Genomic DNA, 24,633 nt, shown 5'->3' on the forward strand with positions numbered 1-24,633 from the left:
TAGGTAATCTGGAGGTAATCAACAGATGTTGATGGTCTGCTGGACCAGTGATTTCCAAATTGGCTGAATAGTACAAAAATTATACAGAAGTAAACTGGATAACGTAATCCAGGTTGACTGTTATCGGTCAATGATTACCATAGACTCCCCGCTACCTAATACTGACTGATTTTTGTACAACCTGGTGGATATCATGACCGACAGCCTGCTACGCCATGACTGGACTCTGGATGAGATCGAGGCACTACTCGATCTGCCTTTCAACGACCTGATGTTTCGTGCCCAGAGCCTGCATCGGGAGCGTTTTGATCCCAATCAGATTCAGATGAGCAGCCTGCTGAGCATCAAGACCGGTGCCTGCGCCGAGGATTGTGGCTACTGTTCCCAGAGTGCCAAGTATGACTCGGGGCTGGAAGCCGAGAAGTTGATGCCGTTGGAAGATGTGGTCAAAGCCGCAGATGCGGCAAAACAGAAAGGTGCAAGCCGCTTCTGCATGGGAGCAGCCTGGCGCAATCCGACCGATAAGAATCTGCAACGGGTGATTGAGATGGTTGAGGCGGTCAACGGCATGGGCATGGAGACCTGCCTGACCTTGGGAATGCTCAGTGAACAACAGGCGGAACGCCTGCGTGATGCCGGCCTGGATTACTACAACCACAATCTGGATACCTCTCCGGAGTTCTATGGTGAGGTGATCACCACCCGAACCTTTGATGATCGATTACAGACCCTCTCCCATGTGCGTGATGCCGGGATCAATGTCTGTTCTGGAGGCATCCTCGGGATGGGGGAGTCGAGACGGGACCGGGCCAGCATGTTGCGGGAGCTGGTCAATCTGCCGAAGCATCCCGAATCGGTACCGATCAACATGCTGGTCAAGATCGAAGGCACACCGCTCTCCCAGGTTGAGGATCTTGACCCCCTGGAGTTCGTACGCACCATCGCCGTGGCGCGAATTCTGATGCCCAACTCCTACGTCAGGCTTTCGGCCGGGCGGGGAGAGATGAGTGACGAGATGCAGGCGCTCTGTTTTCTCGCCGGCGCGAACTCGATTTTCTATGGTGAGCGCTTACTCACCACGGACAACCCTGAAGCGGACCGGGACAGAGCACTACTGGAACGTCTGGGTATGAAAACCGAGGCGCTGGTCGAGACTGAGGTCAAGGCGGCCAAAACTCCCTGTCAGAAAGCCCAGGCCGTTTGAGTGTCCACTCTCGCCGGTGGCGGGATTCGACGCACGTGATATGAACGGATTGGCGGAACAATTGAGGCGTCAGCGTGAGGCCGGGCTCTATCGCAGGCGCCGGGTTGTCTCATCGCCACAGCAGACAGAGATGGTTGTCGATGGACGGCCAATGTTGACCTTTTGCAGCAATGACTATCTGGGGCTGGCAAGCCATCCGGAGGTGATCGCGGCACTGCAACAGGCGGCGGATGTGTATGGGGTTGGCAGTGGTGCTGCCCATTTGATCAATGGCCACAGCGCGGTTCATCACGCCCTCGAAGAGGAGCTGGCCGAGTTTACCAAGCGTCCGAGAGCGCTGCTCTACTCGACCGGATACATGGCCAATATCGGTGTCGCCAGCGCGCTGTTGGGACGCCACGACTGGCTGTTTGAGGATCGCCTGAATCACGCATCCCTGGTGGATGCCGGGGCACTCAGTCCAGCAACGGTTAAACGTTTCCAACATAACGATCCAGAGAGCCTGCGACGGCAGATTGAAAGCTGCACGAGCGGGCGGAAACTGATTGCGACCGATGGTGTGTTCAGTATGGATGGGGATCTTGCGCCGCTTGAGGAGTATCAGGCGATCGCCCGTAAACAGGATGCCTGGCTGATGGTGGATGATGCACATGGTCTTGGCGTGTTGGGTGACACAGGTGGGGGAAGTCTGGCCCATTTCGGCCTGGGTATCGACCAGGTTCCGATTCTCATGGGAACCCTGGGTAAAGGCTTTGGCACCTTTGGCGCCTTTGTTGCCGGTAGCGAGGAGTTGATTGAAACCCTGATTCAGAAATCCCGCAGCTATGTCTATACCACCGCCATGCCTTCAGCGGTTGCTGAGGCGACCCGGGTCAGTCTGCGCATCGCTCAGCAGGAGAGCTGGCGTCGGCAACGGCTGGCTCAGCTGATCGGCCGTTTCCGCCAGGCTGTTGAAGTGATGGGCTTACCCTTGATGCCATCGAATACACCGATACAGCCCCTGCTCACCGGCAGCGCCGAGCAGGCTCTGCAGTGGAGCAGGCATCTGGAGGAGAAAGGTATCCTGGTGACTGCCATACGACCTCCGACAGTCCCTGAAGGTCAGGCACGACTGCGTATTACTTTCAGCGCAAATCATACAGAACGGCAGCTCGACAGATTGCTGGATGCGCTGCAGAGTCTATCCCTGGAGCATGTATGAAACTGGGTGTGGAGACGCTTGGCCAGGGCAGAGAGCTGGTGATGTTGCATGGCTGGGGGATGAACTCATCGGTCTGGTACGACTTCGCCCAACGGCTGGCCAGACACTACCGGGTGACGCTGATCGATCTGCCCGGTCATGGGCACACTCCCTACGCCGGACAGGAGCAGCTCTGGAGCTGGGCGGAATCCTGCCTGGAAGCGGCACCGCAACAGGCGATCTGGCTCGGTTGGTCACTGGGTTCGATGGTGACTCTCGAAGCGGTGCTGCAGGCGCCGAAGCGGGTCAGTGGAGTATTGGTGATTGCCGGGATGCCAAGATTCGTTAGCGCTGAAGATTGGCCGCATGCCATGAAACTGAAAACCCTGGAGCAGTTTATCGAACTGTTGGGTGATGATATGAGCCGGGCGCTGGAACGGTTTCTGGCCTTGCAGATGCTGGGTAGCGATCTGGCGGTGGACGTGATACGGGGTCTCAAAACCAGGCTGCAGGAGCGTCCCGATCCCGATCCTGAGGCGTTGCAGGCGGGGCTCGAGTTACTCAAGCATTGTGATCTGCGCGAGCGCTTGAAGGGGATCTCCTGTCCTACCAGCTGGATCTATGGCAGTCGGGACACGCTGGCGCCGAGTGGTGCATCGGAGATACTCCGCCAATGGCTGCCTGAAGCCACCACGCATACTATAGCGCGGGCCGCCCATACCCCCTTCCTCTCCCATCCGCTGGAGACTGAAAAACTGGTATTGGAGAGTCTGGAGGCGATGGTATGAGTGCCGAAACCGCCACCACAATCGACAAACGTCAGGCACGCGCCGCCTTCTCCCGTGCGGCTCCCCACTATGATGAGGTAGCCGAGCTACAGCGAGAGATCGCCAAGCGGATGATCGAACGTCTCGCCTACATCCGCCATCAACCCGAGGTGGTGCTGGATGTTGGTGCCGGAACCGGGGATGCCACGCGCGCGCTGGGTAAACACTATGCTAAATCCCGGGTCATCGCGCTCGACTTCGCTCTGCCGATGTTGCAGCAGGTGCGCAAACAGGGGGGATGGTTCAAACGGGCTCCCTGTATCTGCGGCGATGCGGAACAGCTTCCCCTGGCAGATCAATCTGTGGATATGATCTTTTCCAATGTAGCGCTGCAGTGGTGTAACGACCTGGCGGGAACCATGCGGGAGTTCCTGAGGGTGTTGCGCCCCAATGGCATGCTGCTGTTCTCAACCTTTGGGCCCGATACCCTGAAAGAGCTGCGCACCAGCTGGTCGGCGGTGGATGGCTACAGCCATGTTTCGCCGTTCGCCGATATGCACGATGTCGGGGATGCGATGCTGCATGCCGGGCTTGCCGAGCCGGTTGTGGACGTGGATCGAATCTCCCTCAGTTACGATGACGTGCCCTCCCTGATGCGCGATCTGAAGAGCCTGGGTGCGCACAACGTCACCGCGCAAAGAGCCAAAGGGTTGACAGGGAAAGGGCGGATGCGTGCCATGATTCAGGCCTACGAGCAGTTTAGGCTTGATGATAAACTACCGGCCAGTTACGAAGTGGTCTACGGGCATGCCTGGGCTCCGGCGGAAGCGGGAGTCGGGACGGTATGTCGCGTTCCACTGCATCAATTGGATCCCCGGGGCAGGTAGTAATTCAAGATGGCTGGTCTCTTCATAACAGGTACGGATACAGGGTGTGGCAAGACAGAGGTGACCCTCGGTTTGATGCACAGGCTTCAGCAACAGGGTAAGCAGGTCGTGGGTATGAAACCCATCGCTTCGGGAGCAGCAGATAGCGATCAGGGGCTGTGTAATGAGGATGCGTTGCGCATCCAGGCCCAGGCCAGTCTTGAGCTTCCCTATCAACAGGTCAATCCATTCGTTTTTCAGCCAGCGATCGCACCCCATCTGGCTGCCCTTCAGGCTGGTAAATCGATCGACATCGCTGAAATCGTAGATGGCTATCAAAGCCTCAGCGAGGAGGCAGAGCATGTTCTGGTGGAGGGTGTTGGCGGATGGCATGTGCCGCTTGGCGAGCAGGATACGCTTGCAGACCTGGCGCGTGCTTTGGAGCTCCCTGTGGTGATGGTTGTCGGTATGCGCCTGGGTTGTCTGAATCATGCCCTCATGACCACTGAATGCATGCTCAATGCCGGGGTCTCGTTTGCCGGTTGGGTAGCCAATCAGGTGGAGCCGGAGATGTCGGCCAGAGAGGAGAATCTGGCTACCTTGAGAACCTGGCTGCCCGCGCCCTGCCTTGGTGAGATCCCCTATCTTGAAGAGACGAACCCTGAGGTGGTTGCCGGGTATCTGAGTGATGCGTTGTGCGATCTTACCGGTTTGTCAGTTGATCCCTGTGTGCAGGATTGATCTCCTGAGGGTGGTCATCAGCGGCTGGGTTGGTGATCAATTGCCATTGAACTTTCTAAGCAAATCCAGAGCATCGTCTGCATTCACCGGTGGGCTGAACAGGGTGCCTTGTATCTCGTTGCAATCATACTGTTCGAGAAACTGTCGTTGAGCTTCGGTTTCCACCCCTTCGGCTACGATCTTCAAATCCAGGCTTTTGGCCAGTGAGATGATGGCTGATACGATGGTTTGTGCCTGATTATTGGGTAGCGTGTTGTTGAGGAATTCCCGGTCCAGTTTGATGCTGTTGATCGGCAGTTTTTGAAGATAGTTCAGGGAAGAGAAACCCTTGCCAAAGTCATCCAGAGCAAAGTTGATACCGGCCCTATGCATTGTTTTCATCACATCCTTACTGTGTTCGAAGTTTTTGATCAGCGTGCTTTCGGTGATCTCCAGTTCGATCAGTGACGGTGGAATTTTTCGTTTTGAGCAGACACTGAGAAATTTATCCGCCAAAGTGCTGTCTCTCAATTGAACAGCAGACAGGTTTACCCCCAGCATCAGATCCGGGAATCCCTTTTTGTGTAGACGCCGCATATCCGCACAGGCTTTTTTGAATACCCAAAATCCCAGCTTGTTGATCAGGCCGGTATGTTCCGCAATCGGGATGAACTCATCCGGAGGGATATAGCCAACCTTTGGATGGGGCCAGCGGGCAAGTGCCTCCAGGCCAACGATTCTGCCGTCATACAGACTGAACTTGGGTTGATAGACAAGCTCGAACTGCTGATGGTAAATCGCTTTGGTAAGTTGAGTCTCCAGCCAGATGCTGTGAAATGCCTTGCGGTTGATCTCCCTGGAAAAGAATCGTATGTGGTTGCTGCCCGGTTCGTCTTTCGCCGAGCGTCTGGCTGTGGCGGCCTTTTGCAATAACTCATTAGGCGTTTCATCATCATGGGGATATATGGCGACACCCATGCTGAAGGTGATGAACAGCTCCTGATCATCGATGTACATGGGTTTTTTGAGATGACTGAGAATCCGGTGGGCTACCCAGGTCACCGATTTGACCTCCTCGAGATCGGAGAGGATCAGGGCGAATTCATCTTTGTTGATGCGTGAAATATTGGGTGAGTCATATTCGATATGCTCATCCACAACAGCAATGGTATCGGTCTTGCGCAGGGATTCGATGAGACGTTCCGCAGTCAGCTTGAGTATCTGGTCACCGGTTGCTACTCCCAATGCCTCATTGATACGGGAAAAGCTGTCGATATCGATCGAGATGATTGCGGTAAGTTTGTTGTTTCGTTCGCAGCGCGCCAGCTCCTGACTGATACGATCATTGAAGATATAGCGGTTTGGCAGACCGGTCAGTTCATCTTTTCCCTGCCGCCTGATCATCTCCTGGCGGTTGAATTCAAGCTCCGACTCTAGGTGCCCGACGATATCCTCCAGTCGCAAAATTTCCGAGTGCAGATGACGTTCTGCCTCGCTCATCTCTTTCCAGTCGGAGTCGGTCAACAGACGGCTGCCGGTGGTTGTCTCTTTGGCCGCCTTGTGCCTCAATTGTGGGGTCCAGTTGATGATGCAGTTACGTCCCTGCTGTTTGGCTTCGTAGAGGGCGCAATCTGCATTGTTGATCAGCAGCATGGAGTCCTCGACCTCGGTTTCCAGGGCAGCCATGCCGATACTGGTTGTGACAGTTTGCGGATTGGTGAACAGGGAGTGGCACTTCTGTTGGATATCCATGCGCAGGCGTTCGGCGATCGACCTGGCTTCATCCATCGTGGCATTCGGCAGTACGATGGCAAACTCATCCCCGCCATATCGACCGACTACATCTTCCGGCCTTGAATTGCTGCTGAGTATTTCCGAGACATACTTGATGACCTTGTCGCCATTGGCATGTCCATAGTGATCATTGATGAATTTGAAACGATCGATATCCACCATGATGAATACCAGCGACCGGTTGAGAGTCTTTGCCTCTTTGAACAGTTGGTCGAACTTTTTAAAGAATGCACGGCGGTTCAGACAGCCGGTCAATGAGTCCCGGGTTGCCAGAAACTCCAGTTCAACGGTTTTGTTGCGCAACGCTTTTTCGGAGTTGCGCAGTTTCAGTAGTGCTGACTTGAGTTGCCGATACTGCTTTTCAAGTTCAGTCATATCATCAAAAGTTGCCAATACGCCCCGGATCTGACCGTTGTTATCGAAGATCGGCGCACTGTTGACTGAAAAGGCCTTGTCGTTGCTCTCTTTCAGGGCCAGTCGAATCGGTACCCCGGTGACCTGCTCGCAGTTGTTGAGGCTGATATGCCAAGGAAGCTTCTCGGTCTTATCCGTGTTCTCCCTGTGTTTCCACGGCAGGGCATCTGCATTACTGTCCAGCAGGGTTTTGAAGCTTTCACCAATCTTCTGGCAGAAGGAGTCGTTCGCCAGAATGATTCGATGCCGGTGATCGAGAATCAGTAACCCCTCAGACAGGGCATTGAATGCAGCCCTGACCCGTTCCGGAATCACAGTGGATGAGTTCAGGCCAAGGTTATGGTTCTCACTGAAAAGCAGATAGAGGATCACGCTGGCAAGCAGTGCCCAGAGGCATAGGATCATGATCTCGATGGATGACCAGTCGGACTCCGCGTTGACTTCGATATAACGCACCGACAAGGTGCCGATGGTTTCGCTGCCGGTGCCGATTGGCAGCTGAATCAGGTCTGTCTGGAGAGCGCTGTCGGATTGAGGTGCAATCGCTCTCTGCATCTCACCTTCAATGGTTTCGATCACCAGTGAACGTATGGCGGGATGGTCGGAGACACCATTGGTCAGCACCGCCAGTTGTGCCGATTGGTTATAGGTTGTGATCAACGGGTGGAGTTGTTCAGCCAGGTTTTCGGCATAGGCTTGCAGCTTTTTGCCTGGTTGGTTTTCCGCAGCTGGAAAAAAACCGGACATCTCCGCTATCGTCAGCAACATCAGACACAACATCAAAACTGCGATGATGATCTTAGCGGGGAGATGGGAGTGTTCGGGCATATGGTTTAAGCTAATCCATGCTTTTAAATCGTATACATCACATACTGTAAGCAGCTTAGTGCTTGAAACAGAAGATTACCTTAGGCTGATCTATAAAGCTTCTTTCAAATGTAAAATCTCTAGCTGCCATAATACCCTCACTAGGCCAAGGCCCAGGAACTCACTTCCCGGTACTTTTCCATGCTGACCGGTAAATGTTTTTCTGACCCATTCATTCGGATCTGATGGGAATTAAAGGATGATCTTTTGTGATTCCAATAATGTTGATTCCCTTCTAGTGATGATCGGCCGGGGCATGGATAGCTTTAGATCATGTAGCGGTTCCCCGCGCGGCAGAAGCATCCGCCGGACCTAGAAGGTATCGGCGGATGGTACGGCTTACCGACGCTGGGTTATAGGGCAAGTTGGGATTTCAGTTTTTTCATGGCGCCCTGCTCAATCTGGCGGATACGCTCAGCCGACACCTGGAATCTGTCAGCCAATTCATGCAGGGTGGATTTCTTATCACTCAGCCAGCGTGCTTCGAGAATCTGCCGGCTTCTCTCATCCAGACCCTGAATGGCACTCATCAGCTTCTGTTTCATCTGGTTCTCGCTATCCACCGCTTCGAGCATTGAGGCGGGCTCCATGCGCATGTCGCTGAGATAACCGGCCGGTGTCGGTGTTACCTGCTCATCGCTCTCCTGGCTCGGGCCGTCAAACGCAATATCCTGACCGGAAAGTCTGGACTCCATTTCCAGTACGGTTTCAGGTTTCACGCCCAGGTCCTGGGCAACACTATCGACCTCTTCCTTGGAAAACCAGCCAAGGCGCTTCTTGGAGCTGCGAAGGTTGAAGAAAAGTTTGCGTTGCGCCTTGGTGGTTGCCACCTTGACGATACGCCAGTTCTTCAGAATGAACTCATGAATTTCAGCCTTGATCCAATGCACTGCAAAGGAGACCAGACGGACCCCCATATCCGGATCAAAACGCTTTACCGCTTTCATCAGGCCGACGGTACCCTCCTGGATCAGGTCGGGCAGGGCCAGTCCGTAACCGCTGTAGTTTCTGGCGATACGGACAACGAAACGGATGTGGGATGTGATCAAGGCCTGGGCCGCCTGAAGGTCTTTCTGATCACGCAGACGAACCGCCAGTGAGTGCTCCTCTTCGGCGCTCAGCATAGGCAGCTGAAAAGCTGCGCTGATGTAGCTATCCATGTTACCCGTGGGCAAGGTGGCCAGTGCGATCTCTTTACTCATGCAGGTTACCCCAGTTTGCTTGAAGTGGAATATTAGCACTCTCTGCATGGGAGTGCCAATAACTGACCATTCTGACCGGTTATTAGACAGAAAGTTCAATGGGGTGTGTGTGGTTTTATATTTGATTATTCAATCAGTTAGTATTAATTGGATCTAGCTTGGCTCAATCGCGCTCAAGTGGCGGCCGACCGCCAGCCAGGAGCCGGCAAGGCCCAACAGGGCACTGCCGGATAGCAGTACCAGGACGGTGATTGGGTCGAGAGAACTTAAATCGAATGAGCTCTGGTAGAGTTGGGCCAGCCTGGCGATGGGACCGCTGAGCAGAATCAATGACAGGGCAACCAGAAACCAGGCGATCAGCCCGCCGAACAGGCCGTACCAGAATCCGGTGTAGAGGAAGGGTCTGCGGATAAATGCATTGGTGGCACCGATCAGTTTGGTGATCTCGATCTCGGTGCGTCGGTTCTGGATCTCCAGCCGGATGGTGTTTCCCACGATCAATAAGACCGCCATGCTGAGCAGAGCCGCCAGAACCACCACGGCACGCTGTGCGATCACAGTGATGGCCTGCAGACGCCTGACCCATTGCAGGTCGAGTTGAACAATATCCGCCTCCGGCAGCAATCGTAACTCCTGGGCGAGTTTCTCGGCTGTCTCCGCTGTGGTGTATTCAACTTTCGGTTGAATTACCAACAGATTGGGCAGCGGGTTGCTATCGAGGGCCTGGAGTGCATCCGCATAGCCGCTGAGACGTTGGAACTCTTCAAGTGCTGTTTCACGATTGATCAGCTCGACGGTTTCGATACGCGTGTGCTGACGTAGTGTCTCAGCCAGGGAGCGGGCTTTGTCGTTGGTGATATTCTGATCGAGAAACAGGGAGATACTGGCGCCGCTCTCCCATCCGCCACTGATCGTGTCGAGGTTGCTCAGCATCACATGCAATCCAACCGGCAGAGCCAGGGCGATACCGATAACCGCACAGGTCATCAGCGAGGAGAAGCGGTTGCTGAACAGTCTGCCGAGGCTGGAGAGGGCAACCTGAGCATGTCTTTGCAACCAGATTCCCGGCAGCGAGAAGAGTCGGGATTTAAGTGACATCCTTGTACTCCATCTTGCTGTCGTGACTCAATGCACCGTTGGCCAGAGTCAGGATGCGTTGATCCATGCTGCTGATCAGGGCCAGATCATGGGTGGCGATCAACAGGGTAACACCTACCCGGTTGAACTGGGAGAACAGCTCCATGATCTCTTTCGACAGTTCCGGATCCAGGTTGCCGGTGGGCTCGTCAGCCAACACCAGGGGCGGTTTACTGACCACCGCCCGGGCAATACCGACACGCTGTTGTTCACCACCCGAGAGGGTGATCGGAGCACTCTTCTCTTTATGCAGCAGGCCAACCTTGTCGAGAGCGGCCCTAACCCTTCTGCCGATCTCTTTATGACCCAGTCCGGAGACCACCAGGGGCAGGGCCACATTGTCGAAGACAGTGCGGTCGTGCAGCAGGCGATGGTCCTGGAAAATCATACCCACCTCTCGGCGGTGGTAGGGGATCTGACGGTTCTTCAGCCGGGTCAGGTTGCGGCCGTTGACATGCACCTGACCGCCACTGGAGCGTTCCAGCAGTCCAATCAGTTTCAATAAGGTACTTTTGCCGGCTCCTGAATGGCCGGTGAGAAAGACCATCTCTTCCGCGTCGATGCGCAGGTTGATATTACTCAGTCCGGTGTGTCCACCCGGATAGCGCTTGCTGACATTGTCAAAGTGAATCAAGTGCCTTAATCCGTCGTTTCAGTTTCAAACAATGCCTCGACAAACTCCTTGGGATCAAATTCACGCAGGTCTTCAATCGATTCACCGACGCCGATGAATCGGATCGGCACCTTGACCTTATCCGCTATGGCAAACACCACACCGCCTTTGGCAGTGCCATCCAGCTTGGTGACCACCAGGCCGGTAAGGCCGACAGACTCGTTGAACTGCAGTGCCTGATTGACCGCATTCTGGCCGGTTCCCGCATCCACCACCAGCAACACCTCATGGGGCGCTTGCGGGTCGATTTTCTTCATCACCCGGGTGATCTTGGCCAGCTCTTCCATGAGATTGGCTTTAGTATGTAGCCGGCCGGCTGTGTCTGCAATCAGTACATCCACCTGCCGGGAGGTGGCCGCCTGCAGCGCATCAAACACCACGGAGGCGGCGTCCGCTCCGGTATGCTGGGCAATCACCGGAATCTGGTTTCGCTCACCCCAGGTCTGCAGCTGTTCCACCGCAGCGGCGCGAAAGGTATCCCCGGCGGCAAGCATGACTGTTTCACCGTCGATTTGGAACTTTCTCGCCAGTTTACCGATGGTTGTGGTTTTGCCGGCGCCGTTGATGCCGACCATCACCATCACCATCGGTTTGCCATCCTCTCTGTTATCGATCGGCTTGTCACAGGCTTGAAGGATCTCAAGCAGATGCTGTTTCAGGGCCTGGGTCAGGGCTTCCGGGTCGTTGAGGGATTTGCGTTTCACCCGTTCAGTCAGATCATCGATAATGCGGTTGGTGGCATCGACGCCCACATCTGCGGTAAGCAGCAGAGTCTCCAGCTCCTCAAGCAGATCCTCATCGATGGTTTTACGTCCCATCACCAGATTGGCCAGACCATCGGACAGATTGTGCCGGGTACGTGACAGCCGCTGTTGCAGGCGGGTAAAGAGACCTGTTTTCTCTTCCACCGCCGGCTGTATGTCGACTTCCTCTGTTTCTGACTTTTTACGTTTGCCGAATCCGAACATATTGGGTAACACCAATGGGGTGATTGGAACTCTAAACTGATCGCAGGTTCTTACTAGGACCTGTTAACACTAATCCAATAGGCCCTGTTGCGCCTGGAGCCATTTTGGACAATCCTTCAGGCCTCTGAAACAATGCCTGCGGGCTGTCGCCGGCGCTATTCTACAGCTCCTCCAGGGCAATGATAAAGTGCCGGTTTCTGCCGGGGGATGTGGATGCTCTGCAGCTCGGGCTTACTTGAGGCATTAAAAGACTGATAATGATGATAAGGAACACCTTAATGCGAAGATTGATGGCGGTTTTCATGCTGATGCTGATAGCCATGGCTGATGCACAGGCCAATGTGGTGGAACACCAGCTGAAGAATGGGATGAAGGTGATCGTGAAGCAGGACAAGCGGGCGCCGATTGCGGTATCCCAGGTCTGGTACAAGGTCGGCTCCAGCTATGAGCATGGTGGGATTACCGGTGTCTCCCATGTGCTCGAGCACATGATGTTCAAAGGTACCGACAACCATGCCCCTGGCGAGTTTTCCCGAATCATTGCCGCCAACGGAGGCAATGAGAACGCATTTACCGGCCGTGACTATACCGCCTACTATCAGACCATGGCGAGTGACCGCCTGGAGGTCTCTTTCGAGCTGGAAGCGGACAGAATGAGAAATCTTCAGCTGCCGGAAGCGGAGTTCAAAAAAGAGGTTGAGGTGGTCAAGGAGGAGCGGCGAATGCGCACCGAAGACAAGCCCCAATCCCTCACCTATGAGCTGTTTCTCACCGGAGCCTACCAGGCTTCACCATACCGGATACCGGTGATTGGCTGGATGTCTGACCTGGACTCGCTGCAGGTGGAGGACCTTCAGGTCTGGTACCGCAAGTGGTATGCCCCAAACAATGCCACCCTGGTGGTTGTCGGGGATGTCGAACCAGATCAGGTGATTAGCCTGGCGGAGCGCTACTTCGGTGTACTCAAACCGGAACCGGTGGCGATCAACAAGCCGAGAGAGGAGCCTCAGCAGAGAGGCGTCAAGCGGATGGCGTTGAAGGTGCCGGCGCGCCAACCCTATATGGTAATGGGATTCAAAACCCCGGTGATCGGTAACACAGATCAGGATTGGGAGCCCTATGCGCTGGAGATGCTGGCTTACATTCTCGATGGTGGCGCCAGTGCCCGTCTGGCCAGTAACCTGATTCGCGGTAGCGAATTGGCAGTCTCGGTGGATACCAGCTACAACGCTTTCTCCCGTCTGCCGGGTATGCTGGTGCTCGATGCAGTGCCCAGGCCGGGCACCCCGATTGAGCGCGTGGAAAAAGCGATCCTGAAACAGCTGGACCGCTTCAAAACGGAACTGGTTACCGATGAAGAGATGGAGCGGGTACGCAAACAGATTATCGCTTCAAAGGTATTCGAAAAGGACTCTGTGTTTTATCAGGCAATGCTGATCGGGCAGCTGGAGACCGTCGGCCTCGATTGGCGTCTCGGCGACGAGTATGTGGACAATCTGAAGGCTGTCACCGCCGAGCAGGTCAAGCAGGTGGCTGAGAAGTATCTGGTCGATGACAACCTAACGATTGCTGTATTGGAGCCCCTACCCATGGAACAGAACGTCACACGTCACTCTGCAGCAGGAGGTCGTCATGGCCAATAACAGTCTGCGTCTGCTGCTCTTAGGAGTGACAATCGGCTTTGTGGGCCTACTGCAGGCCTCACCCAAAATCGAGACCTGGGAAACCGGCAATGGGGCCAAGGTGTTGTATGTCCATGCACCGGAAATCCCAATGGTCGATGTGCGGGTCGTGTTCGATGCCGGCAGCGCCAGAGATGGGGATAAAGCCGGCATAACCTCCTTCACCAACAGTCTGTTGAGCGAAGGTGCCGGGAAATGGGATGCCTATCAGATCGCGCAACGCCTCGAAGGGGTGGGATCACAACTGGAATCGGGATCTTTAAGGGATATGGCCTGGGTTGCCGTCCGTTCCCTGACCGAGCCTGAGGTGTTGGACACCTCTCTGGAAACCCTCTCGGCAATCCTGGCGAGTCCCAGCTTCAACCAGGAGGATATCGAACGGGAGCGCCAATCCATACTGGCCGGTCTTTTACAGGATGAGCAATCCCCCGGAAGTGTCGGTAAAAAACAACTCTATGAGCTGGTCTACGGCACTCATCCCTACGCTTCGGACCCTTCGGGAAATCGTGAGTCTGTCGAGTCGATCACCCGTGAAGAGATTGTAAAGACCCATCAGCGACTCTACGTGGCAAAAAATGCAGTGGTTGCGATTGTCGGTGCGGTCGATGAGGATCTTGCTGCGATTATCGCCGAAGAGGCTGTTGGCGGCCTGCCGTCGGGGCAAGCAATGCCACCTCTGCCGCCGGTACCGCCACTTGATAAAGGGGTGAGCAAGCAGATCCCCTTTCCATCGACCCAATCCCACCTCTATCTTGGGCAACCCGGCCTTAAACGGGGTGATGAGGACTATTTTCCGCTCTATGTGGGGAACCATATTCTTGGTGGCAGTGGACTGGTTTCACTGTTGAGTGAGGAGGTGCGAGAGAAGCGTGGTTTGAGTTACAGCGTCTACAGTTTCTTTATTCCGATGCGCCAACTGGGCCTCTTTCAGGTTGGTTTGCAGACCAAAAACGAACAGGCGAATGAGGCACTGAAAGTGGTCAAGGATACCCTTCAACGCTACATCACTGAGGGACCGTCTGATGAGGAACTGAAGGCGGCGAAACAGAACATCACCGGTGGGTTTCCGCTGCGGATCGCATCCAACGGCAAGATTGTCGAATATCTTGCTGTAATTGGCTTCTACGATCTGCCCCTCGATTATCTGGATCGGTTTGTCGACAGGATCAAGGCGGTCAGCAAGGAGCAGATCCGTGATTCATTCCGGCGTCGGGTCGATTCAGAACGCCTGGTCAGAGTTCAGGTGGGAAGATTTACCGCGCCTGTGGCTCAGGTTAACCGGGCAGAAGCCGCTGAATAGGAGCAGAGCACAACTGAATAACGAATCAGAGACCAACGAATGGCCAATCACTCAGCAAGCCAAGTCCGCATTATCGGCGGTGAGCACAGGGGCAGGAAGCTGCCATTTGCCGAGCTTCCCGGACTCAGGCCCACCGGCGACCGTATCCGGGAAACCCTCTTCAACTGGCTGCAGCCCTGGATAAGCGGCGCACGCTGCCTGGATCTGTTTGCCGGAAGCGGCTCGTTGGGAATCGAGGCGGCCTCCCGAGGTGCCGGTCAGGTGGTGATGCTCGATACCGCCAATCCGGTGGTCCGGCAACTGGAAGAGAACCGCAAGCAGCTGAACCTGAATCAGGTTTCCGTGATCAGGGCAGACGCCCTGCAGTGGCTTGAGCAGTCGCCTGTACCCTTTGATGTGGTATTTCTCGATCCGCCGTTCTCCGCTGATCTGCTTGGGCCCCTCTGTCACAAACTGAACCAGGGCTGGTTGGCGGACAATGCTCGTATCTACATGGAGGATGAGGTATCGAGGCCGCTGCCGGTACTACCCGAGGGGTGGCAGTTGCTGAAAGAGAAGCGCGCCGGAGAGGTGCGCTACGGTTTGGCCTGTGCTCCCCTTCCGGGATGAGCGATGCGCTAAAGCTTGCTAAACTCTGCTGTTACCGCCGGCTGAGGGTGGTTTTAACCCGTTAAAGACTGGGGTGAGAATTATCATTCATAACTTTCAAGTCTGATATTATGATTATCTTGTTCAATTGATAGCAACATATGATTAGAGCCGTATACCCCGGAACATTTGATCCAATCACCAATGGCCATAGCGATCTGGTCAGAAGGGCCTCCGAACTCTTCGATCACGTAATTTTGGCGATTGCGAAAAACCCGGGTAAAAATCCTGCGTTTGATCTAGACCAGCGCCTCTCCCTGGCCCATACCGTGCTGGGGGGCATCGAGAATGTCGAGATTCTCGCTTTTGATACGCTGTTGGTGGACTTCGTAAAGGAGTGTGGGGCGAATGTGATTCTGCGCGGCTTGCGCGCGGTTTCCGACTTTGAGTATGAATTTCAGTTGGCAGGTATGAATCGGCGGCTGTCCCCGGACATTGAAACCCTGTTTCTCACGCCCGCTGAACAATTTGCCTTTATATCCTCCGGTTTGGTCAGAGAAATCGCTGCATTGGGCGGTGATGTCTCTGAATTTACCCATCCGGCTGTACAAAATGCATTGAGTCAACGCTATGGCTAGCCTAAAATTCCCGCGCCATTACAGAGGTGGCGCTTATTAACCAAGCTGGGTTGATCCGTTCGTCAGCCCCAGTAACAGACAATCGTCCGAACACGTAGGAGAGAACCGCATGGCTTTATTGATCACCGATGAATGCATCAATTGTGATGTATGTGAACCCGAATGTCCCAATGGGGCAATCACACAGGGTGATGAAATCTATGAGATTGAAGCAGACCTCTGTACGGAATGTGTTGGGCACTACGAAACCTCCCAGTGTGTGGAAGTCTGCCCGGTTGATTGTATTCCGAAAGATCCGGATCATGAGGAGAGCTACGAAGAGCTCTACAGCAAGTATCTGAAGATTACCGGTGAATCCGAATAGATGATGACGCGAGTCATGAGATTGTATAAGGCTCCCCTGTGGAGCCTTATTATTTTGTTTGGCTGTTACTGCCAGCTTTGGGCGGCGGAAAAGCCTGCCAAGGCGGCAATCGCTTCCGCCCATCCCCTGGCTACTCAAGCAGGCCATGAAATCCTCAGAAAGGGGGGGAATGCCTTCGATGCCGCGGTGGCGGTGACTGCGGTTCTGGCGGTCGTCGAACCCTACAGTTCCGGATTGGGTGGTGGTGGTTTCTGGTTACTGCATCGGTCCAGCGATGGTTTCCAGACCATGCTGGATGGCCGCGAACGGGCGCCTCTGGCCGCGCATCGGGATCTCTATCTGGATGAGCAGGGTGAGGTGGTTGCGCAGAAATCGATCGATGGTGCCCTTGCTGCCGGCATACCCGGTGTCCCGGCAGCACTGGCCCACTTGACAGAAAACTATGGGAAACTGCCCCTCGCAGAACTGCTGAAGCCAGCCATAGAGATCGCCGAGAAGGGATTTGCCGTTGATGACTACTATCGGCGCATGGCTTCATGGCGCCTGCCGGTGTTGCAGGCCCATGACGCCTCCGCTGTGCAGTTTCTGCTGCAGGGAGAGGTGCCTCCTGTCGGACATCTGATCAAACAGCCCGATCTGGCTGCCACTTTGAAGAGATTGGCGGAGCGGGGAGTTGATGGTTTTTATCGGGGTGAATTGGCACAACGGCTGGTCGATGGCGTCAGATCGGCAGGCGGTATCTGGACGCTGCAGGATCTGCGCGATTATCGGGTTGTGGAGCGGCGGCCAATTACCGGTCACTATCAGGGGATGCGTATTACCAGTGCTGCGCCTCCCTCATCCGGGGGGATCGCAATCCTCACCATTCTCAATATTCTGCAAGAGAATAACTATGCTGAATTGTCCGAGCCGCAGAAGACCCATCTACTGGTTGAGGCGATGCGCCGGGCCTATCGGGACCGGGCGGAATATTTAGGCGACCCGGACTATGTTCAGGTGCCGGTGGAGAAGCTGACGCATCCCCTCTACGGAGCGGGTCTGGCGCGGAGTATCGATATGCAACGGGCGACCCCCAGTCCGAAACAGGCCGAGAGATCCACTGCCGAGGGGCAGGACACCACCCATTTCTCGATCCTTGACCGGGAGGGTAACCGGGTAGCGGCCACGCTGAGTATCAACTACCCATTTGGCGCCGGCGTCGTGGTGCCCGGTACCGGGGTTCTGCTGAATGATGAGATGGATGACTTCTCTGCAAGTCCGGGGGTGCCAAATGTGTATGGTCTGGTAGGCGGGGAGGCAAACGCCATCGAAGGGGGGAAGCGTATGCTCTCCAGCATGACGCCCACTTTTGTCGAGGACGCTCATCGGATTGCGATTCTCGGCACCCCTGGGGGCAGCCGGATCATCACCATGGTGTTGCTCGGAATCCTGGAGATGGCCAATGGCCGTGGGCCGGAGGCATGGGTAAAACTTCCCCGATTCCACCATCAGTACCTGCCTGACGTTATTCAGATCGAATCTGACGCTCTCAATGATCAGCTGATCAGTCAGTTGACCGAAATGGGGCATAATTTCAAACCCTTGAAGAACCGATATGGCAATATGCAGGCCGTTGTCTGGCATAAATCCACAGGTCAGGTTGAGGCGGCCAGCGATCCGAGGGGAGTGGGGATGGCAAAAATTGAATAATAACCCTGTTTATTGAGCTACCATGGGTGATTATTTGCAAAAAAGTTCTAAAAGTTGGAATCTTGCCATTGAATTTGTTTAACTTTTGGATCAAGCTTCCGTGCCAGATGTTACCGCTCTTTACAGCCTGAAGTTTGAAGATACGTGTTTAACGGTGGAGAGCAGGGCATACAATGTTCTACCCGATTCAGCGCTCTGTTAACCATGAGGGTGGGTGAGTCGAGCATAACAGGGTATAACCTATCACTTTGGGAGTGTCCCAAATAGGCCGTTGAAAGTTTTGGAGCCACTGATCGAATCAGGATCGGTTGGAGGAATTGAAAGCGATTTCAGCCACCACGCCTTTTCCAAAAGAGATCAAAGGGTCCTTAATCCCGGGATTGGGATTAATCGCGAGAGATACCTGGAGAGGGTCTATTTGGGAAACTCTGTATCGCTAAACCACAGGTGCGTAGGTACGGAGCGTCTGCCACATATTGTAAAAACTCATAAGAGAGATCGAGAGTAAACATGAAAACTACCATCAAAACTGCCGCAATGATTCTCAGTCTTGGTCTGTTCGCAGGTTGTGCTACCAACAGCAGCCTGGAAGCTGATGTCGCAAACGCTCAGGCCGCTGCCGATGCTGCTATGAAAGCTGCGAAAGAGGCTCAACTTGAAGCTGCTACTGCTCAGGGCACAGCTGACAGTGCTTTAAGAGCTGCGAATGCTGCCAAAGATTCTGCTGAAGCTTGTAATGAGCGCTGTGGACGTATGTCTGAGAAAGCCATGGCTAAATAAGAGCCTCAACCTTCTGTCTGCGGCGTCAGCCGGAGATTTGAGTGTTGCGAACCCCCCGTCAGATCTGATCTGCGGGGGGTTCTGTTTTCTGCGCAGACAAGCGGATCTGACTGGATCCCATCAGTGGTTGTCAGCTACCTCGTCTCCCTGCAGAAGGTAGAGCGGCATCGGTAGACCGGTTTTCTGATCTGCATAGTTCTGCAGCTGTTTCCAGTCGGGTCTTCGTTTGTCCTCTATCAATTTGCTGATCACCGCATTGACCAAATCAGTCTGATTGTGACCTCGCTCTTCGACATACTCAGCCAGCGGTGGATGGACCTGGACGTACAACTCCCCATCGAGCCAGCCGGCCTTATAGGGTTTGTCGATAATGCGTACCGGTATACCGGTATCCACTTCCTTGAAAAAGTTTGAGATGTTCTCAGGATAGAGTCGGATGCAGCCGTGACTGACCCGCATGCCCACCCCATAGGGTTTGTTGGTACCGTGCAGAAGATAGCCGCTCATACCCAGATAGATGGCATGGCTGCCAAGCGGATTATCCGGACCGGGAGGAACCACATCCGGTAGCGGATCGCCCTGCTCTTCGTGCTCCTTGAGTATCGACTCGGGTACTGTCCAACTGGGATCCTTCTTTTTGCCGATCACCGAGGTCTTGCCGGTCGGGGTACTCCAGCCCTCTCTGCCAATGCCGATCGGATAGGTGATCACCACAGGTTTGTCCTTGGGGTAGTAGTAGAGACGCAGTTCTGCGAGATTGATTACGATACCTTCGCGGGGACCAGGAGGGAGGATGTACTGTTGCGGGATGACAATCTCACTGCCTTCTCCAGGCAGCCAGGGATCCACCTCGGGATTGGCGGCAACCATCTGCCGGTAGCCTATGTCGTAGATCCGGGCGATGTCGGAGAATGTCTCCTCATAGTGTGTGGTATATCGAAACGAGCGGCCAACCAGGTCTTCACCCGCTTCGGGCAGATCAAAAGTGACTGCCATGAGCGAACAGCTCATCAATGACAACCAGAGTAGTGCGTAAAATTGCTTGTGATACATGCCAGTCAAAATAAACAACAAACCTATAGAGTTGAGTTTAACTCAGATTATGCGGGGACTGCTGAGAAATATCAGACACTTATGTAAATTCACTATTCGCATGGATTACTCTCGTGTGTTCTTAAAGAATCGGGTTTCAGGGTCGATAGTCACTGTAGGGTCTTGTGTTGATTGATATTTTTCACCTATCAAACAATGCCCGGGTAAAACAGCTGATTATCCATTAACGCCATTTGAGGCTCTATTGTAATCATCTGTGAATTCACCGTGATAGGTCCTGGGAATGATTCCAAGCCTTGGTGTAGATCCATGAGTCGGCTGGGATCCGCTCCTCGAAAGTATCTGTGAAATTGGGAATCAATACAAAATAGTGGCACTATTTTTCTTTTATATCAAAGACCTCAGCATCAATAGGACAGATGGAGTGGGTACTGCCAATCAACCCTTGAGGGGTGGAGAAGTTGCAAAGATCATTGAACAGGAAACCGCATGAGGCGAATTGCACTGATTAATCAGAAAGGTGGCGTGGGTAAAACCACCCTAACCACCAACCTGGGTCATGCCCTGGCGCTGGCTGGACAGCGGGTCACGGTCATCGATCTGGATCCCCAGGGGCAATTGGCTTCAAGCTATGGTCTGTTCCGTGCACCCAGAAAAGGGATTGACCAGGTTCTGTTGCAGCAGCAGGGAATCACTGATGTCAGGCAGGGTATCCGGGATCTGTTGACCCTGATTCCGGCCGGTGAAAAACTGCAGGAGATCGAGTATCTACAGGATGGCGGTGCAACCCGTGCCCGGTTATTGCAACAGGGCTTGCAGGGAATGTCAGCGGACCAGGATTTTGTGTTGTTCGATTGCCCTCCCTCAGCCGGTTTACTGGTAGCGAATGCGATTTTTGCCGCAGACGAGGCTCTGATTCCGCTCTGTGCCGATCATATGTCCCTGAATGGGCTGATTATGATGCTGAAAACCTTGAAGAAGTTCGAACCCTATCTGTCCAAGCCCCTGACTCAGTGGATTGCATTGAACCGATTTTTTCCCCGCAGAAAACTCTCGAAGGATATCGCTGAGAAATTACACAACCACTTTCCGGAGCAACTATTGGAGATTCCAATACGCGAGGCGGCAGCCATTGCGGAGTGCCCTGGGGTGGGGCGTACGATTTTTGAGTACAAACCCAACAGTCAGTCGGCAAAAGAGTTTAAAGCGCTGGCAGATCTGTTGATGAATTCAGCGCCTGCTCTGTCTTGATGGTGCGGTATAGTGCAATGGTGAGACGATAATTTTGACTTAAGCAATGGATGGCTGTGACGATAAATAGTGTTAGGGCCTATTGGATTCGTGTTAACAGGCCCTAATAATTCATACAATCAACGAGGCCAGTTATGTCCATATCCTCTGAACTATCTGATGACGAAAAGACCGTAACACTGAAAATCGCCGGTCGTTTTGACTTTTCAACCCATCAGGATTTCATGCAGGCCTACAAGAGCTATCCCAAGGGTGAGAAGCTGTTTGTCGTGGATCTGGCAGAGACGGATTATCTGGACAGTTCGGCAATGGGTATGTTGCTGCAGTTGAGAGAGCATAGTGCGGTTCAGGAGAACAATGTCATGCTGATCAATGGCAACGACGCTGTGTTGGAAATCCTGCAGATCGCCAACTTCGGTAAGCTGTTCACGATTCAGTAGTGGTGCCAATCAGCGCCGCTTTCCGGTATGCTGGCTCCTTTTTTTCTCAGGGGCAGCATTCATGGGTTTCAAATGCGGTATCGTCGGATTGCCGAATGTGGGCAAATCCACTCTTTTCAACGCCTTGACCAAGGCGACGATTGCAGCGGAAAACTACCCCTTCTGTACCATTGACCCCAATGTCGGGGTGGTTCCCCTGCCCGATCAACGGCTGGATGTGATCGCATCGATTGTCAATCCACAGGCGGTTATCCCCACCAGTATGCAGTTTGTCGATATCGCCGGCCTGGTGGCTGGTGCCTCCAAGGGCGAGGGGCTCGGTAACAAGTTTCTCGCCAATATTCGTGAAACCGATGCCATTGCCCAGGTGGTCCGCTGTTTTGAAAATGACGATGTTGTGCATGTGGCGGGCCGGGTCGATCCGGCCGGTGATGTGGAAGTTATCAACACGGAATTGGCCCTGGCCGACCTGGAGTCGGTGGAGAAGGGACTCGATAAAACCGCACGCCAGGCGAAAACCGGAGATAAGAAGGTACTTGCCCGTAAAGAGCTGCTGGAGTCGGTTCGTGACCACCTGAATGAGGGTAAACCGGTACGCAGCATGGGATTGAGTGAAGAGCAGCTGATCGAATTGCGGGATCTGTTTTTGCTGACCATCAAGCCAGTGCTCTACATCGCCAATGTGGATGAGGAGGGATTTGCCGACAATCCCCACCTGCAGACGCTACACGATCTGGCCGCTGAAGAGGGTGCCGAAGTGGTACCGGTTTGCGCCGCCATTGAGGCTGAAATCGTGGAACTGGATGAGGAAGAAAGAGGCGAGTTTCTGGCTGACATGGGCCTGGAAGAGCCGGGTCTGAACCGGGTTGTCCGTGCCGGATACCAGCTGCTGGGTCTGGAGACCTACTTTACCGCCGGTGAGAAAGAGGTGCGGGCCTGGACGATTCCAGCTGCAGCCACCGCACCCCAGGCTGCCGGGGTGATCCATACCGACTTCGAGCGGGGATTCATCCGTGCTGAGGTGATTGCCTATGACGATTTCGTCGCCTGTAAAGGGGAGCAGGGTGCCCGGGAAGCGGGTAAGTTACGCTCAGAAGGGAAGGAGTATGTGGTCAGTGACGGGGATGTGATCCATTTCCGTTTCAATGTCTGATTTGACACTTGGCCGCAGCATCAGTATATTTCACGCCCTTCAAGTGTATATGGCAAGGTAGCTCAGCTGGTTAGAGCACAGCACTCATAATGCTGGGGTCGGCAGTTCGAATCTGCCCCTTGCTACCATATTTCAATATGTCACAAAAAACCCGGCATCGCCGGGTTTTTTGTGCGCCCGGTAAATAATAGACTTCCCACACCTTGTGATGGCTCAGTTACTGAGTCGTTTTAATTGGCTATCTCTTTTCAACACAGCTCTTGTGCAGGATCTGAATCAGCACCATGAAATCGCTTTCACTGATTGCAGCCTCACGAAATCAGAGTGTAAACAGAGTGAAGCAGGTGTTGTTGTAAAGTTGATACTGTTTAATTATGTGGATGTTTTATGAAGACTTCGATTGTTGTTCCGTTGTTACTGCTGTTATTTGTTTTCAACTTGCAAGCAGACTGGCGCGAAGAGAGTGAACCATCAGATCAGCTGGAAAATCTTGTCAAGCTGGTGCCTGGTACTTCCCACTGGATGTTTGAAATTGGTGAGCGCTACAAGAATCTCTACTGGGCAGCAAAACAGGGGCGCTGGGAGTTTGCCCAGTATCAGGTGGAAGAGATTGAAAAACTGATCAAGGTTGTTCAGTTGGCCAGGCCGAAACGGGCTGAAACGGCACAGGAGTTCATCGAGACAGGGCTTCCGGCAATCAGTGATGGGGTGGAATCCAGAAACTGGGATGACTTCAAACCGGCATTCGTTAAGCTGAATCAGGCCTGCATGACCTGCCACGGTAAGAACGACCATGCCTTTATAACGTTGCCGGTTGAACCGTTAAGTGCCAGTAGTCCAGTGCTGAATCTGCCTGAATGATATCCCTTACACTGGTCTCAGGTTTGGTTGGATTGCCGAATCGTTTGTAACCATATAGAGGGTGTTAACAGAAAGGGCTTGAAGTTGAGAAGCTAATTCTTAAGGCATTAATAGCATAGAGACCTGTGATGTTATAAAAAAGTGCTTTGCCGACAGGCTTGTATGGTTGTTATTTCACTTGAAAAAGCTGATTTTTCTTAAAAAAAATTCAATAAGACCTGGGTTTATATATTCATTATCAGCAGGCGTTGAAGATCATTATCTCTGGACACCAACTGGCGCTGGATCTCAAGCAGGGTAAAAATGAGTTAACCGTTTGGATGAAATATGTTTTCTGGAGCATTACCCACGATTCAACTCTCTCACCAACTGCGGTAGCAGATCTCAATATTTGCCACGGATTAAAAGATAAAGGCAGTTTTATTTTTTGCTGACCAGGATCTCAGTAAGCTGCTGTTGAATCATTGTGAGGGTCTTCAATCGATTGAAGCATCGATTAACGGCCTTGTTCGCTATTACCGAGAAAGTCTTATTGCAAGACGGACAGTTTCTGCCACTTAAATATGCTGAATTGATACAGGTTCTGGGGGCTTGCTTGTTACCGGCTATCACAATAAACCGATCTTCAGAACTGGTAGTCACTGTTACTTTTAACCGTTGAGTCGTTTCTGAATATATCGACGGATCACGCGATATTCCTGCAAGCAATCTCCGCTTGAGAAAACCGACCGATACTGAGTATCTCGAATGGCTCAGTAGTGGTGAATTGTGTGAGCTACTTGGAATAGTGTTAACAGGCCCTAAATAATAAAATACTGAATTACTGACATTAATGATTCTGTTGGTTGAGGAATCTAATGGTATTCAATTAAGTGGTAACTCTGCATCGTCGATTAGAGCTTGTCCTATATTTCTGCTGCTGAAAGGCGTTCATGCTCAAGCGCCTTCGCTGAGCTGTAATCCCTATCAGCTCAATTGATTGTGTCCTGGGTGAATACTGATCTTGATCTGAAAAAAATAAACTTTATTAAAGTTTTACAAA

Annotated in this window: 23 protein-coding genes and 1 tRNA gene; 18 read left to right on the forward strand and 6 right to left on the reverse strand. The window is 53.3% G+C overall.

Going from position 1 to position 24,633, the window contains the following annotated elements; translation table 11 throughout:
- The first annotated feature begins 193 nt into the window (after window positions 1–193).
- Genes bioB through bioD form a run of 5 tightly spaced genes read left to right on the forward strand, consistent with a single transcriptional unit; the run spans window position 194 to window position 4,758 of the window.
- Entirely contained in the window at window positions 194–1,204 is a 1,011-nt protein-coding gene (gene bioB / locus A3193_RS00415; protein ID WP_069004238.1) for a biotin synthase BioB, read from the forward strand.
- Window positions 1,205–1,244: 40 nt separating this feature from the next.
- On the forward strand, window positions 1,245–2,405 hold the full coding sequence (gene bioF, locus A3193_RS00420) for an 8-amino-7-oxononanoate synthase (RefSeq protein ID WP_069004822.1): 1,161 nt from the start codon (window positions 1,245–1,247) through the stop codon (window positions 2,403–2,405).
- Window positions 2,402–3,172: a pimeloyl-ACP methyl ester esterase BioH gene (gene bioH / locus A3193_RS00425; RefSeq protein WP_069004239.1), complete on the forward strand. Its 771-nt coding sequence runs from the start codon at window positions 2,402–2,404 to the stop codon at window positions 3,170–3,172. Before bioF ends, bioH begins: the two co-directional genes overlap by 4 nt.
- Window positions 3,169–4,038, forward strand: a complete 870-nt coding sequence (bioC, locus tag A3193_RS00430) for a malonyl-ACP O-methyltransferase BioC (protein WP_069004240.1) — start codon at window positions 3,169–3,171, stop codon at window positions 4,036–4,038. Before bioH ends, bioC begins: the two co-directional genes overlap by 4 nt.
- Before the next feature lie 9 nt (window positions 4,039–4,047).
- Window positions 4,048–4,758: a dethiobiotin synthase gene (gene bioD / locus A3193_RS00435; protein WP_069004241.1), complete on the forward strand. Its 711-nt coding sequence runs from the start codon at window positions 4,048–4,050 to the stop codon at window positions 4,756–4,758.
- A gap of 36 nt (window positions 4,759–4,794) precedes the next feature.
- Here bioD and A3193_RS00440 read toward each other — a convergent pair whose 3' ends face one another.
- The 5 genes from A3193_RS00440 to ftsY all read right to left on the reverse strand — a co-directional run bounded on the left by A3193_RS00440 (window position 4,795) and on the right by ftsY (window position 11,792).
- Window positions 4,795–7,713 carry a diguanylate cyclase domain-containing protein gene (locus A3193_RS00440; RefSeq protein WP_162272413.1) on the reverse strand — a complete coding sequence of 973 codons (2,919 nt, stop codon included), beginning with the start codon at window positions 7,711–7,713 and terminating at the stop codon, window positions 4,795–4,797.
- 452 nt (window positions 7,714–8,165) lie between these two features.
- Window positions 8,166–9,014 (reverse strand): RNA polymerase sigma factor RpoH, encoded by an 849-nt coding sequence (gene rpoH, locus A3193_RS00445; RefSeq protein WP_069004243.1) that lies wholly within the window; start codon window positions 9,012–9,014, stop codon window positions 8,166–8,168.
- 153 nt (window positions 9,015–9,167) lie between these two features.
- Window positions 9,168–10,112 carry a permease-like cell division protein FtsX gene (gene ftsX / locus A3193_RS00450; protein WP_069013778.1) on the reverse strand — a complete coding sequence of 315 codons (945 nt, stop codon included), beginning with the start codon at window positions 10,110–10,112 and terminating at the stop codon, window positions 9,168–9,170.
- Window positions 10,102–10,785 (reverse strand): cell division ATP-binding protein FtsE, encoded by a 684-nt coding sequence (gene ftsE / locus A3193_RS00455; RefSeq protein WP_069004245.1) that lies wholly within the window; start codon window positions 10,783–10,785, stop codon window positions 10,102–10,104. The genes ftsX and ftsE overlap by 11 nt, the downstream gene beginning before the upstream one ends.
- 5 nt (window positions 10,786–10,790) lie before the next feature.
- The gene (gene ftsY / locus A3193_RS00460) at window positions 10,791–11,792 is read right to left on the reverse strand and encodes a signal recognition particle-docking protein FtsY (RefSeq protein WP_069004246.1); all 1,002 of its coding nucleotides are present in this window, start codon (window positions 11,790–11,792) and stop codon (window positions 10,791–10,793) included.
- Window positions 11,793–12,070: 278 nt separating this feature from the next.
- Here ftsY and A3193_RS00465 point away from each other — a divergent pair, with 278 nt between their 5' ends.
- The 7 genes from A3193_RS00465 to A3193_RS00495 all read left to right on the forward strand — a co-directional run bounded on the left by A3193_RS00465 (window position 12,071) and on the right by A3193_RS00495 (window position 18,833).
- Window positions 12,071–13,435, forward strand: coding sequence for a M16 family metallopeptidase (locus A3193_RS00465; RefSeq protein ID WP_305781987.1), 1,365 nt, complete (start codon window positions 12,071–12,073; stop codon window positions 13,433–13,435).
- Window positions 13,425–14,774 (forward strand): M16 family metallopeptidase, encoded by a 1,350-nt coding sequence (locus tag A3193_RS00470; RefSeq protein WP_069004247.1) that lies wholly within the window; start codon window positions 13,425–13,427, stop codon window positions 14,772–14,774. The genes A3193_RS00465 and A3193_RS00470 overlap by 11 nt, the downstream gene beginning before the upstream one ends.
- A gap of 39 nt (window positions 14,775–14,813) precedes the next feature.
- Window positions 14,814–15,383 (forward strand): 16S rRNA (guanine(966)-N(2))-methyltransferase RsmD, encoded by a 570-nt coding sequence (gene rsmD / locus A3193_RS00475; protein ID WP_069004248.1) that lies wholly within the window; start codon window positions 14,814–14,816, stop codon window positions 15,381–15,383.
- Between the two features lie 140 nt (window positions 15,384–15,523).
- Complete coding sequence (coaD, locus tag A3193_RS00480) at window positions 15,524–16,000, forward strand: pantetheine-phosphate adenylyltransferase (RefSeq protein ID WP_069004249.1); 477 nt, start codon at window positions 15,524–15,526, stop codon at window positions 15,998–16,000.
- Window positions 16,001–16,109: 109 nt separating this feature from the next.
- Entirely contained in the window at window positions 16,110–16,364 is a 255-nt protein-coding gene (locus A3193_RS00485) for a YfhL family 4Fe-4S dicluster ferredoxin (RefSeq protein WP_069004250.1), read from the forward strand.
- Between the two features lie 15 nt (window positions 16,365–16,379).
- Window positions 16,380–18,053, forward strand: a complete 1,674-nt coding sequence (gene ggt, locus A3193_RS00490) for a gamma-glutamyltransferase (RefSeq protein WP_069014687.1) — start codon at window positions 16,380–16,382, stop codon at window positions 18,051–18,053.
- Window positions 18,054–18,563: 510 nt separating this feature from the next.
- Window positions 18,564–18,833, forward strand: coding sequence for an Lpp/OprI family alanine-zipper lipoprotein (locus tag A3193_RS00495; protein WP_069004251.1), 270 nt, complete (start codon window positions 18,564–18,566; stop codon window positions 18,831–18,833).
- Between the two features lie 120 nt (window positions 18,834–18,953).
- On the opposite strand, the gene A3193_RS00500 is transcribed toward A3193_RS00495, so the two are convergent.
- Complete coding sequence (locus A3193_RS00500; protein ID WP_235614877.1) at window positions 18,954–19,829, reverse strand: L,D-transpeptidase family protein; 876 nt, start codon at window positions 19,827–19,829, stop codon at window positions 18,954–18,956.
- 546 nt (window positions 19,830–20,375) lie between these two features.
- On the opposite strand from A3193_RS00500, the gene A3193_RS00505 reads away from it, so the two are divergent.
- From A3193_RS00505 to A3193_RS20325, 6 genes are all read left to right on the forward strand, one after another.
- Window positions 20,376–21,137, forward strand: coding sequence for a ParA family protein (locus A3193_RS00505; protein WP_069004253.1), 762 nt, complete (start codon window positions 20,376–20,378; stop codon window positions 21,135–21,137).
- 134 nt (window positions 21,138–21,271) lie between these two features.
- Entirely contained in the window at window positions 21,272–21,577 is a 306-nt protein-coding gene (locus tag A3193_RS00510) for an STAS domain-containing protein (protein ID WP_069004254.1), read from the forward strand.
- A 61-nt stretch (window positions 21,578–21,638) separates the two neighbouring features.
- Complete coding sequence (gene ychF / locus A3193_RS00515; RefSeq protein WP_069004255.1) at window positions 21,639–22,730, forward strand: redox-regulated ATPase YchF; 1,092 nt, start codon at window positions 21,639–21,641, stop codon at window positions 22,728–22,730.
- 51 nt (window positions 22,731–22,781) lie between these two features.
- Window positions 22,782–22,858, forward strand: a tRNA-Met gene (locus A3193_RS00520).
- A gap of 259 nt (window positions 22,859–23,117) precedes the next feature.
- On the forward strand, window positions 23,118–23,591 hold the full coding sequence (locus tag A3193_RS00525; protein ID WP_069004256.1) for a hypothetical protein: 474 nt from the start codon (window positions 23,118–23,120) through the stop codon (window positions 23,589–23,591).
- A 248-nt stretch (window positions 23,592–23,839) separates the two neighbouring features.
- Entirely contained in the window at window positions 23,840–24,025 is a 186-nt protein-coding gene (locus tag A3193_RS20325) for a hypothetical protein (protein ID WP_141694529.1), read from the forward strand.
- Window positions 24,026–24,633: the final 608 nt, after the last annotated feature.

This window comes from Candidatus Thiodiazotropha endoloripes (assembly GCF_001708965.1).
Lineage (GTDB): Bacteria > Pseudomonadota > Gammaproteobacteria > Chromatiales > Chromatiaceae > Thiodiazotropha > Thiodiazotropha endoloripes.

Excerpts from the sequence above, each read along its gene's own strand:
- rsmD (WP_069004248.1), top strand. The coding sequence starts at position 14,814 with ATGGCCAATCACTCAGCAAGCCAAGTCCGCATTATCGGCGGTGAGCAC.
- A3193_RS00525 (WP_069004256.1), top strand. The coding sequence starts at position 23,118 with ATGAAGACTTCGATTGTTGTTCCGTTGTTACTGCTGTTATTTGTTTTC.
- ggt (WP_069014687.1), top strand. The coding sequence starts at position 16,380 with ATGAGATTGTATAAGGCTCCCCTGTGGAGCCTTATTATTTTGTTTGGC.
- bioF (WP_069004822.1), top strand. The coding sequence starts at position 1,245 with ATGAACGGATTGGCGGAACAATTGAGGCGTCAGCGTGAGGCCGGGCTC.
- rpoH (WP_069004243.1), bottom strand. The coding sequence starts at position 9,014 with ATGAGTAAAGAGATCGCACTGGCCACCTTGCCCACGGGTAACATGGAT.
- A3193_RS00440 (WP_162272413.1), bottom strand. The coding sequence starts at position 7,713 with ATGTTGCTGACGATAGCGGAGATGTCCGGTTTTTTTCCAGCTGCGGAA.
- coaD (WP_069004249.1), top strand. The coding sequence starts at position 15,524 with ATGATTAGAGCCGTATACCCCGGAACATTTGATCCAATCACCAATGGC.
- A3193_RS00485 (WP_069004250.1), top strand. The coding sequence starts at position 16,110 with ATGGCTTTATTGATCACCGATGAATGCATCAATTGTGATGTATGTGAA.
- bioB (WP_069004238.1), top strand. The coding sequence starts at position 194 with ATGACCGACAGCCTGCTACGCCATGACTGGACTCTGGATGAGATCGAG.
- A3193_RS00465 (WP_305781987.1), top strand. The coding sequence starts at position 12,071 with ATGCGAAGATTGATGGCGGTTTTCATGCTGATGCTGATAGCCATGGCT.
- A3193_RS00495 (WP_069004251.1), top strand. The coding sequence starts at position 18,564 with ATGAAAACTACCATCAAAACTGCCGCAATGATTCTCAGTCTTGGTCTG.
- A3193_RS00505 (WP_069004253.1), top strand. The coding sequence starts at position 20,376 with ATGAGGCGAATTGCACTGATTAATCAGAAAGGTGGCGTGGGTAAAACC.
- A3193_RS00470 (WP_069004247.1), top strand. The coding sequence starts at position 13,425 with ATGGCCAATAACAGTCTGCGTCTGCTGCTCTTAGGAGTGACAATCGGC.
- bioH (WP_069004239.1), top strand. The coding sequence starts at position 2,402 with ATGAAACTGGGTGTGGAGACGCTTGGCCAGGGCAGAGAGCTGGTGATG.
- ftsY (WP_069004246.1), bottom strand. The coding sequence starts at position 11,792 with ATGTTCGGATTCGGCAAACGTAAAAAGTCAGAAACAGAGGAAGTCGAC.
- ftsX (WP_069013778.1), bottom strand. The coding sequence starts at position 10,112 with ATGTCACTTAAATCCCGACTCTTCTCGCTGCCGGGAATCTGGTTGCAA.
- bioC (WP_069004240.1), top strand. The coding sequence starts at position 3,169 with ATGAGTGCCGAAACCGCCACCACAATCGACAAACGTCAGGCACGCGCC.
- A3193_RS00510 (WP_069004254.1), top strand. The coding sequence starts at position 21,272 with ATGTCCATATCCTCTGAACTATCTGATGACGAAAAGACCGTAACACTG.
- A3193_RS00500 (WP_235614877.1), bottom strand. The coding sequence starts at position 19,829 with ATGGCAGTCACTTTTGATCTGCCCGAAGCGGGTGAAGACCTGGTTGGC.
- bioD (WP_069004241.1), top strand. The coding sequence starts at position 4,048 with ATGGCTGGTCTCTTCATAACAGGTACGGATACAGGGTGTGGCAAGACA.
- ychF (WP_069004255.1), top strand. The coding sequence starts at position 21,639 with ATGGGTTTCAAATGCGGTATCGTCGGATTGCCGAATGTGGGCAAATCC.